This window comes from Streptomyces sp. NPDC046881 (genome assembly GCF_040645015.1).
Classification (GTDB): domain Bacteria; phylum Actinomycetota; class Actinomycetes; order Streptomycetales; family Streptomycetaceae; genus Streptomyces.
This window is the reverse complement of the sequence record NZ_JBEYXJ010000110.1, coordinates 12387-27801: the sequence shown is the minus strand read 5'-3', so window position 1 is coordinate 27801 and position 15415 is coordinate 12387. Positions and strand designations below refer to the sequence as shown.

At 73.4% G+C, this 15415-nt stretch carries 13 protein-coding genes; 1 reads left to right on the top strand and 12 read right to left on the bottom strand.

The features are described 5' to 3' along the window. Positions 1-117: 117 nt before the first annotated feature. The 9 genes from ABZ923_RS34180 to fmt all read right to left on the bottom strand — a co-directional run bounded on the left by ABZ923_RS34180 (position 118) and on the right by fmt (position 9274). Entirely contained in the window at positions 118-570 is a 453-nt protein-coding gene (locus ABZ923_RS34180) for an Lrp/AsnC family transcriptional regulator (RefSeq protein ID WP_361479827.1), read from the bottom strand. A gap of 28 nt (positions 571-598) precedes the next feature. Continuing rightward, entirely contained in the window at positions 599-2086 is a 1488-nt protein-coding gene (locus ABZ923_RS34175; protein WP_361479824.1) for an amino acid permease, read from the bottom strand. A 386-nt stretch (positions 2087-2472) separates the two neighbouring features. Further along, on the bottom strand, positions 2473-3915 hold the full coding sequence (locus tag ABZ923_RS34170; protein WP_361479822.1) for a GuaB1 family IMP dehydrogenase-related protein: 1443 nt from the start codon (positions 3913-3915) through the stop codon (positions 2473-2475). 132 nt (positions 3916-4047) lie between these two features. Continuing rightward, positions 4048-4377 carry a barstar family protein gene (locus ABZ923_RS34165; RefSeq protein WP_361479819.1) on the bottom strand — a complete coding sequence of 110 codons (330 nt, stop codon included), beginning with the start codon at positions 4375-4377 and terminating at the stop codon, positions 4048-4050. Next, the gene (locus tag ABZ923_RS34160) at positions 4374-4784 is read right to left on the bottom strand and encodes a ribonuclease domain-containing protein (protein ID WP_361479816.1); all 411 of its coding nucleotides are present in this window, start codon (positions 4782-4784) and stop codon (positions 4374-4376) included. Before ABZ923_RS34160 ends, ABZ923_RS34165 begins: the two co-directional genes overlap by 4 nt. Positions 4785-4824: 40 nt before the next feature. After that, the gene (locus tag ABZ923_RS34155) at positions 4825-5868 is read right to left on the bottom strand and encodes a sugar-binding domain-containing protein (RefSeq protein WP_361479813.1); all 1044 of its coding nucleotides are present in this window, start codon (positions 5866-5868) and stop codon (positions 4825-4827) included. A 90-nt stretch (positions 5869-5958) separates the two neighbouring features. Further along, a complete protein-coding gene (gene rpe, locus ABZ923_RS34150; RefSeq protein WP_361479810.1) occupies positions 5959-6645 on the bottom strand; it encodes a ribulose-phosphate 3-epimerase in 687 nt (228 codons plus the stop codon). Between the two features lie 129 nt (positions 6646-6774). Beyond that, positions 6775-8193: a transcription antitermination factor NusB gene (locus ABZ923_RS34145; protein ID WP_361479807.1), complete on the bottom strand. Its 1419-nt coding sequence runs from the start codon at positions 8191-8193 to the stop codon at positions 6775-6777. 148 nt (positions 8194-8341) lie between these two features. Further along, positions 8342-9274, bottom strand: a complete 933-nt coding sequence (fmt, locus tag ABZ923_RS34140) for a methionyl-tRNA formyltransferase (protein ID WP_361479804.1) — start codon at positions 9272-9274, stop codon at positions 8342-8344. Between the two features lie 216 nt (positions 9275-9490). On the opposite strand from fmt, the gene ABZ923_RS34135 reads away from it, so the two are divergent. Next, positions 9491-10024 (top strand): hypothetical protein, encoded by a 534-nt coding sequence (locus tag ABZ923_RS34135; RefSeq protein ID WP_361479801.1) that lies wholly within the window; start codon positions 9491-9493, stop codon positions 10022-10024. Between the two features lie 107 nt (positions 10025-10131). On the opposite strand, the gene ABZ923_RS34130 is transcribed toward ABZ923_RS34135, so the two are convergent. The 3 genes from ABZ923_RS34130 to coaBC all read right to left on the bottom strand — a co-directional run bounded on the left by ABZ923_RS34130 (position 10132) and on the right by coaBC (position 15308). Beyond that, a complete protein-coding gene (locus ABZ923_RS34130) occupies positions 10132-12291 on the bottom strand; it encodes a primosomal protein N' (RefSeq protein WP_361479798.1) in 2160 nt (719 codons plus the stop codon). A gap of 355 nt (positions 12292-12646) precedes the next feature. Next, positions 12647-13855, bottom strand: coding sequence for a methionine adenosyltransferase (gene metK, locus ABZ923_RS34125; protein WP_361479795.1), 1209 nt, complete (start codon positions 13853-13855; stop codon positions 12647-12649). Positions 13856-14105: 250 nt separating this feature from the next. After that, on the bottom strand, positions 14106-15308 hold the full coding sequence (gene coaBC / locus ABZ923_RS34120) for a bifunctional phosphopantothenoylcysteine decarboxylase/phosphopantothenate--cysteine ligase CoaBC (RefSeq protein WP_361479830.1): 1203 nt from the start codon (positions 15306-15308) through the stop codon (positions 14106-14108). Positions 15309-15415 lie beyond the last annotated feature (107 nt).

The window sequence follows — 15415 nt, the reverse complement described above, 5'->3', positions numbered from 1 at the left end:
ATTGGTCACCTGGTTAACCCCCGACCCCCCCCTCGCACCCCCGGGCCGGGCGGGGCCCCGGCCCGGCGCGGGCCCGGGCGGGGCGGGGCGGGCGGCCCGGGCCCGTCTCTCCGGGTTCTAGCCCGGGGCGCCCGACGAGAAGCGGCGCAGCAGCGGGGACAGGACCAGGACCGACCTGGTCCGCTCCACGAACGGCTCGCCGGCGATCCGCTCCAGCACCCGCTCGAAGTGGCGCATGTCGGAGGCGAAGACCTGGGCGATCGCGTCCGCGTCGCCGGTGACGGTCGACGCGGCCACGACCTCCTGGTAGCGCTCCAGACCCCGCTGGATGGTCTCCGGCGAGGTGTTGCGCCGGCAGTAGATCTCGATGTAGCCCTCGGTCTCCCAGCCGAGCGCCGCCGGGTCCACCCGGACGGTGAACCCGGTGATGGCTCCGGTGGCCCGCAGCCGGTCCACGCGCCGCTTCACCGCGGGCGCGGACAGGCCGACCATCTGCCCGATGTCCGCGTAGGAGCGGCGGGCGTCCTCGGCGAGGGCGTGCACGATGCGTTCGTCGAGATCGTTCAGCACAGGGGGTGGTTCACTTCTTCGGTTCGGGTCACTTCTCTGCCGTCACCGCGAGTTCCTCACCGGTCGCGAGACGGGAACGGCGATAGCCGTACAGGAAGTAGAACACGAGCCCGGCGGCCATCCAGCATCCGAAGACGACCCAGGTGACGGTGTCGAGGCTGGACATGTTGTAGGCGCAGAACAGGAAGCCCAGCACCGGCAGGACCGGCCCGAACGGCACCTTGAACGTGCGCTCCAGACCCGGCCGCTTGTAGCGCAGCACGATCACCGCGATGTTGACCAGGGCGAAGGCGAACAGCGTGCCGATGCTGGTGGCGTCGACGAGCTTGCCGAGCGGGATGAGGGCGGCGAGCACACCGCAGAAGAGCGAGACGATCACCGTGTTGAGGCGGGGTGCGCCGGTCTTCGGGTGGATCCTGCCGAGCGCCTTCGGCATCAGGCCGTCGCGGGACATCGCGAAGAGGATGCGGGTCTGGCCGTAGAGCACGGTGAGCACCACGCTGGCGATGGAGATGACCGCGCCCAGGGCGAGCAGGGTGCCCCAGAATGTCTGGCCGCTGACGTCGTTCATGATCGCGGCGAGGGTCGCCTCCGAACCGTCGAACTTCTTCCAGTTCCAGGCGCCGACGGCGACACCCGCGACCAGCACGTACAGCGCGGTCACGATGATCAGGGACAGCATGATCGCCCGCGGCAGGTCCCGCTTGGGGTCCTTGGCCTCCTCACCGGCGGTGGAGGCGGCGTCGAAGCCGATGTAGGAGAAGAACAGCGTGGCGCCGGCGGCGCTGACCCCGGTCATGCCCAGCGGCATGAAGTCCCGGTAGTTGCCGGACTTGAAGCCCATGACACCGATGGCGCAGAACAGCACCAGGGCGGCGATCTTCACACAGACCATGATCGTGTTGGCGCGGGCGGACTCCCGCGCGCCGCCGAGCAGGAACGCCATCGCCAGCAGGACCACGATCAGGGCGGGCAGGTTGATGATGCCGCCCTCGCCCGGCGCCGAGGACAGGGCGCTCGGGATGGTGACGCCGATGGTGCCGTCGAGCAGCTCGTTCAGGTACTCGCCCCAGCCGACGGCGACGGCGGCCACCGACACGCCGTACTCCAGCACCAGACACCAGCCGCAGACCCAGGCGACCAGCTCGCCCAGCGTTGCGTACGCATACGAGTAGGAGGAACCGGCGACCGGGATACTGCCCGCCAGCTCGGCGTAGGACAGGGCCGAGAACAGCGCCGTGAGGCCGGCGATCACGAAGGACAGGGTGACCGCGGGGCCGGCCTCCGGGACGGCGTCGCCGAGCACGACGAAGATGCCGGTGCCGAGCGTGGCACCGATGCTGATCATGGTCAGCTGCCACAGGCCGAGGGAGCGCCGAAGCTGCCCTCCCTCACCCTGGCCGCCCTCTGCGACCAGGCGTTCCACCGGCTTGCGACGCATGAGGCGCGCGGCGACGCCCGGGGACGCGGAGGCGGCCGGTATGGGGTTCTGCGGGGGTGCGCCTTGGTCGAGCACGCGCTGGCTCCTTGTTCGCTGCCGTCGGTTGGGGGTACGGACCGGCATGGCCGCCGGCCGTCGTGATGGGGACCGGAGGAAGCCTGCGCAGGCAGGAACCGACCGAGCGGGGTACCCACCACGCACGTACTAGCGCAGCACCCTATGAGGCGGGCCTTCACGGGCGTAATGCAGCAACCTTGCGCATCCCCGCATGATCATTGCGTTCATCCGCCCGGAATGACAAATCGTTGCGCACACGCTGTCGACCGTTGCACAACGGTCCCCCGGGCCCCTTCCGGGGCGCTGCGGCGAGGAGATCCCGGCCGCTCGGCGCCGGGACGCAAAACGGCCCCCGGCGTTCCCTGGTCGGGAACGGCGGGGGCCGTGGGGACGGGTGCCGGGGGCTAGCTCCAGCTGGCGTGCAGCGGCTTGCCCTCGGCGTAGCCGGCCGCGCTCTGGATGCCCACGATGGCCTTCTCGGCGAACTCCTCCAGGGAGCCGGCGCCGGCGTAGGTGCAGGAGGAGCGGACGCCCGCGATGATCGAGTCGATCAGGTCCTCGACGCCCGGGCGGGCCGGGTCGAGGAACATGCGGGAGGTGGAGATGCCCTCCTCGAACAGCGCCTTGCGGGCCCGGTCGTAGGCGGACTCGTCGGACGTGCGGTTGGCCACGGCACGCGCGGAGGCCATGCCGAACGACTCCTTGTACGCACGGCCGTTGGCGTCGTGCTGGAGGTCGCCCGGGGACTCGTAGGTGCCCGCGAACCAGGAGCCGACCATCACGTTGGACGCGCCGGCCGCGAGGGCCATGGCGACGTCGCGCGGGTGGCGGACACCGCCGTCGGCCCACACGTGCTTGCCGTACTTCCTCGCCTCGGCGGCGCACTCCAGGACGGCGGAGAACTGCGGCCGGCCCACGCCGGTCATCATGCGGGTGGTGCACATGGCGCCGGGGCCCACACCGACCTTGACGATGTCCGCGCCCGCGTCGATCAGGTCCTTGACACCCTCGGCGGAGACGATGTTGCCCGCGACGATCGGCACCTGCGGGTCGAGCGCGCGCACCACCCTGATGGCGCTGATCATCGACTCCTGGTGGCCGTGCGCGGTGTCGATGACGAGCGTGTCCACGCCCGCGTCGAGCAGCTGCTTGGCCTTGCCCGCCACATCGCCGTTGATGCCGACGGCGGCGGCGATCCGCAGCCTGCCGTTCGCGTCCACGGCCGGCGTGTACAGCGTGGCGCGCAGGGCGCCCTTGCGGGTGAGGATGCCGGCCAGCTTGCCGTCCTGGTCGACGGCCGGGGCGTAGCGGCGGTTGTGCTGGTCGAGGGTGTTGAAGGCCTCGCGCGGGTCTATGTCCGCGTCCAGCAGGAGCAGGTCCTTGGACATGACCACTTCGAGCTGGGTGAAGCGGTCGACGCCGGACAGGTCTGCGTCGGTGACGACACCGACGGGCCGGTGGTTCTCGTCCACGACCACACCGGCGTTGTGCGCCCGCTTGGGCAGCAGCGCGAGCGCGTCGGCGACGGTCTGGTGCGGGGCCAGGATGATCGGGGTGTCCAGCACCAGGTGGCGGCTCTTCACCCAGGAGATCACATCGGTGACGACGTCGATCGGGATGTCCTGCGGGATGACCACGAGGCCGCCCCGGCGGGCCATCGTCTCGGCCATCCGGCGGCCGGCGATGGCGGTCATGTTGGCGACGACGAGCGGGATGGTGGTGCCCGTGCCGTCCGGCGAGCTGAGGTCCACGCCCTGACGCGAGCCGACCGCGGAGCGGCTCGGCACCATGAACACGTCGTCGTACGTCAGGTCGTACGCGGGCTGGATGTCATTGAGGAAACGCACGTGCTGCACATCCCAGTCGATCAGAGGTGACCCCCGGACAGGTGTGCCAGGGGGAAAGAGCACGTACTTCATTCTCCCATGTCGGGGGCGGTGTCATGCCCCGACGGAACCTCCAGGGTCACCGCCGATCACCTAGGAGCTTCCTCCAAGGGCGAGGGCGACGGTGAGCGACGGCATCACGCGCACGGCCTGCGCGAAGACCTCCCGGGCGGTCTCCCACTCCTGCGGCCGCTGCCTCGCGTACCCCTCCCAGCCGCGTACGACGACCAGCAGCCCCCTGCCCCCGGCCTGCTCCGGCCACACGGTCACGTCGGCCAGGGAGTCGGCCAGCGCGTCCCAGTTGCGGCCGAACCAGTCGGGCAGCGACAGCGCCCGGGCGGCGCGGTCCATCAGGCCGGCCTTGTCGGTGACGCCGTCGAGGTCGAGCGCGACCACGAAACGGCCGGTCAGGTCTTCGCTCATCTCAGTACCGCCCGGAAGGACTCGTAGTGGTCATCGGTGTAGTAGATCTCCCCGTCCTGCCCGGTGACCAGGCGCCGGGCCCCGCGGTCGGTCGAGCCGGGGGTCGGCACGGTGTACTCGTGGTAGTAACCGCGCCGGTGCTTCGGCAGGCGTCCCTCGAAGTTCCCGAAGACGGTCCCGTCCTTGGCGTAGGGGAAGGGACCGCCCGCGTCGACGAGAGCGAGTGTCCTGCGGGCCTCGGCCGGGAGCCGGGACTCCTGGACGGTGGCCGTGCCCCGGGCCCAGGGCGGGGTGGAGGTGCCCGTGCCCGGCGGGGCCGGGGCGGCGCCGCCGGCGCACCCCGTCAGGAGGACGGCGAGACAGACCAGCAGCCCGGCGAGGGCACGGGGGACGAACCGTGGCAGCATGCGGACGATGCTGCCACGGCCGTCCCGGCGCGACCCGCGGTCAGACCCCGTCGGGGTCCTGACGGCTGAGCGCCGGCTTCGGCGTGGGGCCCGCCGTCATCAGGTAGTCGGCGGCCGAGGTGTCGGTGACCAGGCTGGTGACCAGCCCGGAGCGCAGCACCGCGTCGATCGCGGAAGCCTTGCGCTGCCCGCCCGCGATCGCCACGACCTCCGGGATACGGCGCAGCTGGTCGGCCTTGACCGTGATGCACCGCTCCCCCAGGTCCCGTCCGATGCGGCGCCCCTCGGCGTCGAAGAGGTGCGCCGACATCTCGGCGGCGACACCGAGCGAGGCGTAGTGCGCGCGCTCCTCGTCGCTCAGCATGTCGTGCACGGTCGAGATGCCCGGCTCCCAGGAGCCGATGGAGACACAGGCGACCGTGACCTTGTCGAAGTACTCGAAGGCCCGGGCGATGCCGGTCTGGTTGCGCAGCGCCGCCGCGGTGGCCGCGTCCGGCAGCAGCATCGGCGCGTAGATGGGGTGGGCGTCGCCGCCGGACACCTGGGCGGCCCGGCGGACCGCCTCCACCGAGCCGCGCTCGGCGGTCCCGGCGTCGTACACGCCCGTCAGCTGCACCACCGTGCACGGCGGCAGCCGGTCGAGCGCCGCCGCCATGTGGATGGTGGACCGGCCCCAGGCCAGCCCGAGGACGTCCCCCTCGTTGACGAGTTCGCCGAGCAGGTCGGCGGCGACCTCGCCGAGGTTCTCGGGGTCGGGGGTCTCCTCGGCCTCGGCCGGGGACTCGACCACGACGGCGTGCCTCAGGCCGTAGCGGGCGCGGAGCGCGTCGGAGCGCTCGGCGTCCAGTTCGGCCGGGACGCGGATCTCGATGCGTACGAGATCCCGTTCGAGGGCCGTCTCCAGGACCCGGGCCACCTTGAAGCGGCTGACGCCGAACTCCTCCGCGATCTGGATCTTGGACTTGCCCTCGAGGTAGAAGCGGCGGGCCATGGCCGCCGCCTGCACCAGCTCAGCGGGTCCCATCCGCATGGCTGACCGGCCCGCCGACATACCCGACACGGCGATCTCCTCACTGCTGTTCACACTCTGGATTCGCCGTTCATCCTTGCAGATTCGGCGCGGCTGATCCGCCCTGATGGGCGGCGTTCACTCAAGCGTTCACTTCGCCGTGGCTCAGTGGTCGCATGCCCAGGACGCCTTGGCGGTGGCCGCTTCCGCCTGCGTGCGCAGGGCGCGTACGGCCTCTGCCGGGTCGTTCGCCCCGTATACGGCCGAGCCGGCGACGAACACGTCCGCTCCCGCGTCCGCGCACTGCTCGATCGTGGCGGCCGAGACACCTCCGTCCACCTGCAGCCACAGCTGCAGGCCGTGCTTCTTGATCAGTTCACGGGTGCGGCGGATCTTCGGCAGCATGATGTCGAGGAAGGCCTGGCCGCCGAAGCCCGGCTCCACCGTCATGACGAGCAGCATGTCGAGTTCCGGGAGCAGGTCCTCGTACGGCTCGATCGGCGTGGCGGGCTTGAGCGCCATGGAGGCGCGGGCACCCTTGGCGCGGATCTCCCGGGCGAGCCGCACGGGTGCGGCGGCCGCCTCCACGTGGAAGGTGACCGAGGAGGCCCCCGCCTCGACGTACTGGGGCGCCCACCGGTCGGGGTCCTCGATCATGAGGTGGCAGTCCAGCGGGGTGTCCGTCGCACGGGCCAAGGACTCCACCACCGGCACGCCGAGCGTGAGGTTGGGGACGAAGTGGTTGTCCATGACGTCGACGTGGAGCCAGTCGGCGCCTTGGACCGCCTTGGCCTCCTCCGCGAGGCGGGCGAAGTCGGCGGACAGGATGCTGGGGTTGATCTGCACGGCCATGACCCAAGCCTGCCATGCCGCTGCGCTGGGCTGTAGCGGCGGTCCACGGGTTGAGTTTCGGCTGCGGGCCGTCGTGGGTTGCTCGCGCAGTTCCCCGCGCCCCTTCGGGGCACGCCGGCCCTCCCCGCGCTATGCGGTTCTCCGGATCAGCGCCAGGTACATCGCGTCCGTGCCGTGGACATGCGGCCAGAGCTGTACGTCCGGGCCCTCGCCGAGGTCGGGTACGCCGGGCAGGAGGGGGCGGGCGTCGATCAGTTCGGTGTCCGGGTGGTGCTTGAGGACGTCGGCCACGACCGCTCGGGTCTCGGCCAGGTGCGGGGAGCAGGTGGCGTAGCCGACGACCCCGCCGACGCGCACGGAGTCCAGGGCGGTGCGCAGCAGTCCGCGCTGGAGCGGGGCGAAGTCGTCCAGGTCCCCGGGGCGGCGGCGCCAGCGGGCCTCGGGGCGGCGGCGCAGGGCGCCCAGGCCGGTGCAGGGGACGTCGACCAGCACTCGGTCGAAGGTGCCGGGCCGCCAGGGCGGGCGGGTGCCGTCGGCGGCGATGACCTGGTACGGGCCGGGATTGCCGTGCAGCGCCTTGGCGACCAGCCCCGCCCGGTGCGGCTGCTTCTCCGAGGCGAGCAGCGTGGCCCCGCGCGCGGCGGCGATCGCGCCGAGCAGCGCGGCTTTGCCGCCCGGGCCGGCGCACCCGTCGAGCCACTTCTCGTCGGGCCCGTCGAGCGGGGCGTTCGCCAGCGCGAGCGCGACCAGCTGGCTGCCCTCGTCCTGGACACCGGCGCGCCCCTCGCGGACGGCCTCGACCGCGCCGGGCTCACCGCCCTCGGAGAGCCGCACGGCGTAGGGCGACCAGCGCCCGGGCACGGCGGCGTCCTCGCGCAGCAGCTCCTCGGTGGTGGCCCGACCCGGCCGGGCGACCAGCGTCACCTCGGGCCGCTCGTTGTCGGCCGCGAGCAGCTCCTCGATGCCGGCCCGGCCGCCGCCGAGGGAGTCCCACAGCGCGGAGACGACCCAGCGGGGGTGCGAGTGCACGACGGCGAGGTGGTCCTCGGGGTCGTCGTCGTAGGGCGGCGCGACCTTCTCGATCCACCCGTCGAGATCGTGCTGGGCGATCTTCCGCAGCACGGCGTTGACGAACTTGGCCCGCCCGTCCCCGAGCACCACCCGGGCCAGTTCGACGGCGGAGGAGACGGCGGCGTGCGTGGGGATCCGCGTGCCGAGCAGCTGGTGCGCGCCCAGGCTCAGCACGTCCAGCACCGGCGGGTCGACCTCGCGCAGCGGCCGGTCGACACAGGCGGCGATGACGGCGTCGTACGTGCCCTGCCGGCGCAGCGTGCCGTACACCAGCTCGGTGGCGAGGGCGGCGTCCCGGGTGTCGAAGTCGCCCTTCTCGCGGGCCTTCCTGAGCAGCGGGGGCAGCACGAGGTTGGCGTACGCGTCCCGCTCGTCCACCGCGCGCAGCGCCTCGAAGGCGAGGATGCGGACGGGGTCCTTCTGGGGACGGCGGTAGGGCTTGGCGGGCTTGTGCGGCCGCCGGGACTGCTCGCTCACGAAAAAGGTGCTCCGGGTGTGAAGAAGAGGATGCGCCTCCAGCCTACGTCGCAGCACCGCCCGCCTGACCGCCCGGGCTCAGCTCCGCGAAGCGGCTCCGCGCCGGCCGCCCAGGCCCCGGCCGGGCCCGTCCCGCCGTCCCCCGGCGTCAGCCGCCGACGGTCTCGCCGTCCGCGATGCGCGCCCCGCGCGCCCAGTCGGCCGCGCGCATCGGCTTCCTGCCCTGGGCCTGGACCCAGAGCAGTTCGACGGCGTACGAACCGGTGCCCACGTGCACGCTGTTCTTGCCCACCGCGAGCCGGCCCGGCGCGAGGTCGGTCCGCTCGGGCACGGGCGTGACCTGGATGAGCTTGAGCCGCTCGCCGCGGAAGACGGTCCACGCACCGGGCGCCGGGGTGCAGCCGCGCACCACCCGGTCGACGCGCAGCGCGGGCGCCGCCCAGTCCACCTGGGCGTCCTCGACGGTGATCTTCGGCGCGAGGGTGACGCCCTCGGCGGGCTGCGGTACGGCCTTCAGCGTGCCGTCCTCGATGCCGTCCATGGTCGCGGCGAGCAGCCCCGCACCCGCGAAGGCCAGCCGGGTGAGCAGGTCGCCGCTGGTGTCGGTGGGGCGGATCTCCTCGGTCACGGTGCCGTAGACCGGCCCGGAGTCCAGGCCCTCCTCGATGAGGAAGGTGGACGCCCCGGTGATCTCGTCGCCCGCCATGACGGCGTGCTGCACCGGCGCCGCGCCGCGCCAGGCGGGCAGCAGCGAGAAGTGCAGGTTGACCCAGCCGCGCGCGGGGATGTCGAGGGCGGCCTTCGGCAGCAGGGCGCCGTAGGCGACGACCGGACAGCAGTCCGGCGCGATCTCCTTCAGCCGCTCAAGGAACTCCGGGTCCCGCGGCTTCAGCGGCTTCAGCACCTCGATCCCGGCCTCCTCCGCCCGCTCGGCCACGGGGGACGCGACCAGTCGGCGCCCGCGCCCGGCCGGCGCGTCGGGCCGCGTGACGACGGCGGCCACCTCGTGCCGCCCGGAGGCGAGCAGAGCGTCCAGAGCGGGAACGGCGACCTCGGGGGTACCGGCGAAGACGAGCTTCATGGGCGGGATCGGGCCTCTCGGGCGGGGGTCGGGCGGGCAGCGCACCAGTCTATGACCATGAACGGCGCACGAACGGATGGGCGGGCGTACGCATATGCCCGTACGCCCCCACCCCGTGACCAGCGGAGCGTAAGCGCGTTGGTCAAGAAAGAGTTGACCACATCGGGCCGCTTTGGCGGCCCAATTCCTTTCAACGCCGGTTCGAGAGGCTTGTTCATGGCCGACCACGCAACCCACGACGCCCAGGCCCGGGCCAGCCTGCACTTGCTGGTGCGGGACATCGAGCGGGTCCGCCGGCAGGTGGACGCGCTGCGCACGCTCACCGCCCAGCTGGGCAACGTCTACCGCCCGCGCCGCACCGGCCCGTCCACGGGCTTCGTCGTCTACGGACGCGCCCCCGCCCCGACGGTCCGCCTCGCCCAGGAACTCCGGGACAGTGTCGAAACCCTGGTCACGGCCGCCGTGGACTTCGACCGCTCGCTCGGCTTCTCGTGGGACGCGGTGGGCTCGGCGCTCGGGGTCACCAAGCAGGCGGTGCACCGCCGTTACGGCGCCCGCCGCGCCGCGGCGCAGGCGGCGGCCGAGGCGGAGCGGTCGCCGGAGCCGTCCGGCACTCGCACGCTCAACGTGAACACGGGTCTGCCGACGGTCCCCGCGGCCCGCTCGATGCCCACCCAGCCGACCGCGGGCAGCCCGACGCTGCGCGACGACGCCCTCCCGACGGCCTTCCCCAGCCCCCGCAACGGCTGAACACCCCCACCCCTCTGCCCTCCCGGACCAGCCCCGGGAGGGCGGTCGCGTGCAGGGCCTCGGCGCCGCCACCGCGGCGGAAGCACCCCGGCGGGACGCCCCGGGCGTCAGCCGATGTCCGGCGGATCGATCCGGACCCGTACCGGCTCCCCGCTGCCCCGCGCCATGCGCGCGGCCTGGGCCGCCTTCAGGGCGGCGGCCAGTGCGGCTCCGCTGCCCGGCGGTACGCGGACGAGAACCCGCTCCCAGTGCTCGCCGGGTGGCGGCGCGCCGGGACGGCGGGGCCGGCCGGGCGGCGGGGGCGGCAGCGGCACCGGCCCCAGCACCTCGGCGTCCGGCGGCAGGTCGACCGCCGCCAGGAACTCGGCGAGGGCCGCGGGCGGACCGGACACGGCCGCCATCCGGGACACCGGCGGGAAGCCCAGCTCGGCCCGCTCGGCCAGCTCCCGCACGGCGTGCCCGACGGGGTCCCAGCGCACCAGCGCCTGCACCGGCCGCAGGGTCGGCTCGGCCACCACGACCACGGTGCCCCCCTCGCCCTGGGGCCGCACCAGCGCGCCGGCCGCGATCCACCGGCGCAGCGCGTCCTCGCCGGCCCGCAGGTCGGGCCGTACGAGCATGGCCCAGCCGTCCAGCAGCAGGGCCGCCGCGTAGCCGCCCTCGGCGACCGGTTCGGCGCCCGGCGTGCTGACGACCAGCGCGGGTGTGTCCGGGACGGTGTCCAGCACGTGCTCGCGCCCGGAGGTGCGCACCGGGACGGCGGGGAAGGCCCGCCCCAGTTCCTCGGCGGTCCGGCGCGCCCCCACGACCTGGGCGCGGAGCCGGAAGCCACCGCACTCCGGGCAGTGCCAGGCGCCCTCCTCGCGTCCGCACCAGCCGCACCGCAGCACCCCGGCGTCCTGCCCCTGGAGCGGCCCGGAGCAGTGCCGGCACCGGGCGGGCGCCCGGCACCGGTCGCAGGCCATGCGGGGCGCGTAACCGCGCCGGGGCACCTGGACCAGCACCGGCCCGTGCCGCAGCCCCTCGCGGGCCGCCTGCCAGGCGAGGGTGGGCAGCCGGGCGGCCCGGGCGGCCTCGTCGCGCGCGAGGTCGCCGTCGCCCACCGTGCGGACCAGGGGGGCGGTCCGGCGCACCTGCTCCCGCCCGGCGACCAGCGGCCGGGCCCAGCCGCTCTCGACGAGCTGGGCGGCCTCCACCGTGCAGCTCCAGCTCCCCAGCAGGAAGGCGCACTTGTCCAGCGCGGCACGGAGCAGGAGCACGTCGCGGGTGTGCGGCTGCGGGGCGTGCTGCTCGCTGTGGCTGTCGTCCCCGTCGTCCCAGACGGCGACGAGCCCCAGGTCCCGCACCGGCGCGAACATCGCCGCCCGGGTCCCCACGACGGCCCGCACGGAACCCCGCCGCACCGCGAGCCACTGCGCGTACCGCTTCTCGGGGCCGGCGTCGGCGGTGAGCAGCACGTGCCGGCCCGGGCCGAGCAGCGCGGTCAGCGCGGCGTCCACGCGCGCGGCGGCCCGCCCGTCCGGTACGACGACGAGGGCACCGCGCCCGGAGGCGAGAGTGGCGGCGACGGCGCGGGCCAGCTCCTCGCTCCACTGCGGGCCCGGCAGCGCGTTCCACACGGCCCTGGGCGCCCCGCCGGAGGCCAGTGCGTCCAGGAAGGCACCCCCGTGCTCGTAGCGCGCCCAGGAGCCGGTCTCCGGCGCCTTCGGCGGGGGCAGGGGGGCGGGGGACGGCCGCTGCTCGGCGCGGGCGTTGCGCGGCGGCACGGCGAGCTGGAGGACGTCGGCGAGGCTGCCCGCGTACCGGTCGGCGACGGCGCGGGCGAGGCCGAGCAGTTCCTCGCCCAGTACCGGCTCGGGCGAGACCACCTGGGCGAGCGCGGCCAGCGGCCCGGAGTAGTCGGAGGCGGCGCGCCGCTCGACGAGGAAGCCGTCGATGAGGCCCCCGCCCTCGCGGCGGCCCTCCCGCACCCGGTGCCGGCCGGCCCCGAACCGCACCCGCACCCGCACGCCGGGCTGTGCCTCCGCGTCCAGTTCCTCGGGCACGGCGTAGTCGAAGTACCGGTCGAGATGGAGCACGCCCTTGTCGACCAGCACCCGCGCGACGGGCAGCTCCTTGGCGAGCGCGGCCCCCCGCCAGGTCCGCGGCTTGGCCCGGGGCGCCTTGGCCCGGCGGACGCTCTCCCGGATGAGCGCGAGCTGCTCCGGCGGCGCCCCTTCGGCCCCGCCGTCCCCGTCCGCCCGGGGCGCCCCGTTCTCGCTGCTCACGCTTGCATTCTTACCAAACGGCACCGACAACGACGCCGGACGGCCGGACACCCGCTCCCCGCCGCCGCCCGCCGGAACCGTCCGGGCCTGGGCTCGGCGCCGTCATCGAGGTGGCGCACGGCACGGTGGCGGGGTTCCCGGGCGGGGAGGCCGTCGTCCGCCTCGACGGGGACGATCCCGAGGAGCCCGCGGCCGGGTCCCCCGGCATCTGCTGTCCTGGTCGCGTTCGACGGCCCGGCGCGGGACGTGGCGGCCCGGCGCCGCATCCGTCCGGCGGCGGCCGGCTGCTCCGGGAACGCGCCGAGGCCCGGCTCCCCCGCGGGGGGCCGGGCCTCGGTGAACGGGCGGGCGCGGGTTACAGGCCCGCGGCGGCGCGCAGGGCGTCCACGCGGTCCGTGCGCTCCCAGGTGAAGTCGGGCAGCTCGCGGCCGAAGTGGCCGTAGGCCGCCGTCTGGGAGTAGATCGGGCGGAGCAGGTCGAGGTCGCGGATGATCGCGGCCGGACGGAGGTCGAAGACCTCGTCGATCGCCTTCTCGATCTTCTCGGGGTCGATCTTGTGGGTGCCGAAGGTCTCCACGAAGAGCCCGACGGGCTCGGCCTTGCCGATCGCGTAGGCGACCTGGACCTCGCAGCGGGAGGCCAGGCCGGCCGCCACGACGTTCTTGGCCACCCAGCGCATGGCGTAGGCCGCCGAGCGGTCGACCTTGGACGGGTCCTTGCCGGAGAAGGCGCCGCCGCCGTGGCGGGCCATGCCGCCGTAGGTGTCGATGATGATCTTGCGGCCGGTCAGGCCGGCGTCGCCCATCGGGCCGCCGATCTCGAAACGGCCGGTCGGGTTGACCAGCAGGCGGTAGCCCTCGGTGTCCAGCTTGATGCCCTCGTCCAGGAGCGCCTTCAGCTCCGGCTCCACGACGAACTCGCGGATGTCGGGGGCGAGCAGCGACTCCAGGTCGATGTCGGAGGCGTGCTGGGAGGAGACGACCACCGTGTCGAGGCGGACGGCCTTGTCGCCGTCGTACTCGATGGTGACCTGCGTCTTGCCGTCGGGGCGCAGGTAGGGGATGGTGCCGTTCTTGCGGACCTCGGAGAGGCGCTTGGACAGCCGGTGCGCCAGGAAGATCGGCAGCGGCATCAGGGTGGGCGTCTCGTCGGACGCGTAGCCGAACATCAGGCCCTGGTCGCCCGCGCCCTGCTTGTCCAGTTCGTCGTCGTCGCCCTCGACCCGGGCCTCGTACGCCGCGTCGACACCCTGCGCGATGTCCGGGGACTGCGCGCCGATGGACACCGAGACACCGCAGGAGGCGCCGTCGAAGCCCTTCTTGGAGGAGTCGTAGCCGATCTCCAGGATCTTGCTGCGGACGAGGGTCGCGATGTCCGCGTAGGCCTTGGTCGTCACCTCGCCGGCCACATGCACCAGGCCGGTGGTGATCAGCGTCTCCACGGCGACCCGGGAGGTCGGGTCCTCGCGCAGGAGCGCGTCAAGAATGGTGTCGCTGATCTGGTCAGCGATCTTGTCGGGGTGACCCTCGGTCACGGACTCCGAGGTGAACAGGCGACGGGACACAACGCTCCCTGTGGTTGCAGCGGCTGCTGGCTGATCATTTGCGGTCGACGCGGGGCTGCGCCTGGCGTCGACCGTGAACAGTTTATCGGGCGCACTCGGTCGGCTGGCCACCGTCTCGCCTCTCGGGAGCGCTGTGACCTGCGGCACGGGCATTCTGCACAATGGCGAGCGGCCTTGGCCAGGGTCGCCACACCCGATTCGGGCGTGGCGTGAACCCGATCCCGAGTTCCCCCGTTCGCCGGAGGCAGGCTTAGCCCAGTCGTCGTACGACCAGGTCCCAGACGGTGTCGGCGAGGGCTTCCTTGGGGCCGTGCGGCACCGGGGTCTCGCTGCCGTCGGCACCCAGCACGACGGCCTCGTTCTCCTCCGCGCCGAAGGTCTTGCGCTCCCCCACCTCGTTGACCACGAGGAGGTCGCAGCCCTTGCGGGCGAGCTTGGTGCGGCCGTTGGCGAGGACGTCGTCGGTCTCGGCGGCGAAGCCGACGATCACCTGTCCGGGGCGGGCGCGGTCGGCGGAGATCTCCGCGAGGATGTCCGGATTCCGCACCAGGACGATCGGGTCGGGGTCCTGGCCGTCCTTCTTCTTGATCTTCCCGGCGGCGTAGGCGGCCGGGCGGAAGTCGGCGACGGCGGCGGCCATGACCACGGCGTCCGCGTCCGCGGCGGCCTTCAGGACGGCCTCGCGCAGCTGGACGGCGGTGCCGACGCGGACGACGTCCACCCCCGCCGGGTCGGGCAGGCCGGTGTTGGCCGAGACCAATGTCACCCGGGCGCCGCGGGCGGCGGCGGTGCGGGCGAGCGCGTAGCCCTGCTTGCCGGAGGAGCGGTTGCCGAGGAAGCGGACCGGGTCGAGGGGCTCGCGGGTGCCGCCGGCGGAGACCACGACGTGCCGGCCCGCGAGGTCGGGCTCGGCGACGCCGCGGGCCAGCACCCGGCGGCACACCTCGAAGATCTCCGCCGGATCGGGCAGCCGGCCCTTGCCGGTGTCGACGCCGGTGAGGCGGCCGACGGCCGGCTCGACGACGACGGCGCCGCGGCGGCGCAGCGTGGCCACGTTCTCCTGGGTGGCCGGGTGCTCCCACATCTCGGTGTGCATGGCCGGGGCGAAGACGACCGGACAGCGGGCGGTGAGCAGGGTGTTGGTCAGCAGGTCGTCGGCGAGGCCGTGGGCGGCCTTGGCGAGCATGTCGGCGGTGGCCGGGGCCACCACCACCAGGTCGGCGTGCTGGCCGATGCGGACGTGCGGGACCTCGTGGACGTCGTCCCAGACCTCGGTCGAGACCCGGTGGCCGGAGAGGGCGGACCAGGTGGCGGCGCCGACGAAGTGCAGCGCGGAGGCGGTGGGCACCACGCGGACGTCGTGGCCCGACTCCGTGAACCTTCTCAGCAGCTCACAGGCCTTGTAGGCGGCGATGCCACCGCTGACCCCCAGCACGATCTTCGGCTTGTCCACCATGGCTCCTCGCCTTCGAGAATCTGCAACACCCATGACACACCACAGGCCCGGCAGTATGACTGCCGGGCCTGTGGATAAGTCGATCGCAATCAGAAAATACGACT

What these genes read in the sequence shown, in the direction of transcription:
- ABZ923_RS34160 (WP_361479816.1), bottom strand. Translation starts at nt 4,784, where the DNA reads ATGCTGCCACGGTTCGTCCCCCGTGCCCTCGCCGGGCTGCTGGTCTGT.
- rpe (WP_361479810.1), bottom strand. Translation starts at nt 6,645, where the DNA reads ATGGCCGTGCAGATCAACCCCAGCATCCTGTCCGCCGACTTCGCCCGC.
- ABZ923_RS34135 (WP_361479801.1), top strand. Translation starts at nt 9,491, where the DNA reads ATGGCCGACCACGCAACCCACGACGCCCAGGCCCGGGCCAGCCTGCAC.
- fmt (WP_361479804.1), bottom strand. Translation starts at nt 9,274, where the DNA reads ATGAAGCTCGTCTTCGCCGGTACCCCCGAGGTCGCCGTTCCCGCTCTG.
- ABZ923_RS34165 (WP_361479819.1), bottom strand. Translation starts at nt 4,377, where the DNA reads ATGAGCGAAGACCTGACCGGCCGTTTCGTGGTCGCGCTCGACCTCGAC.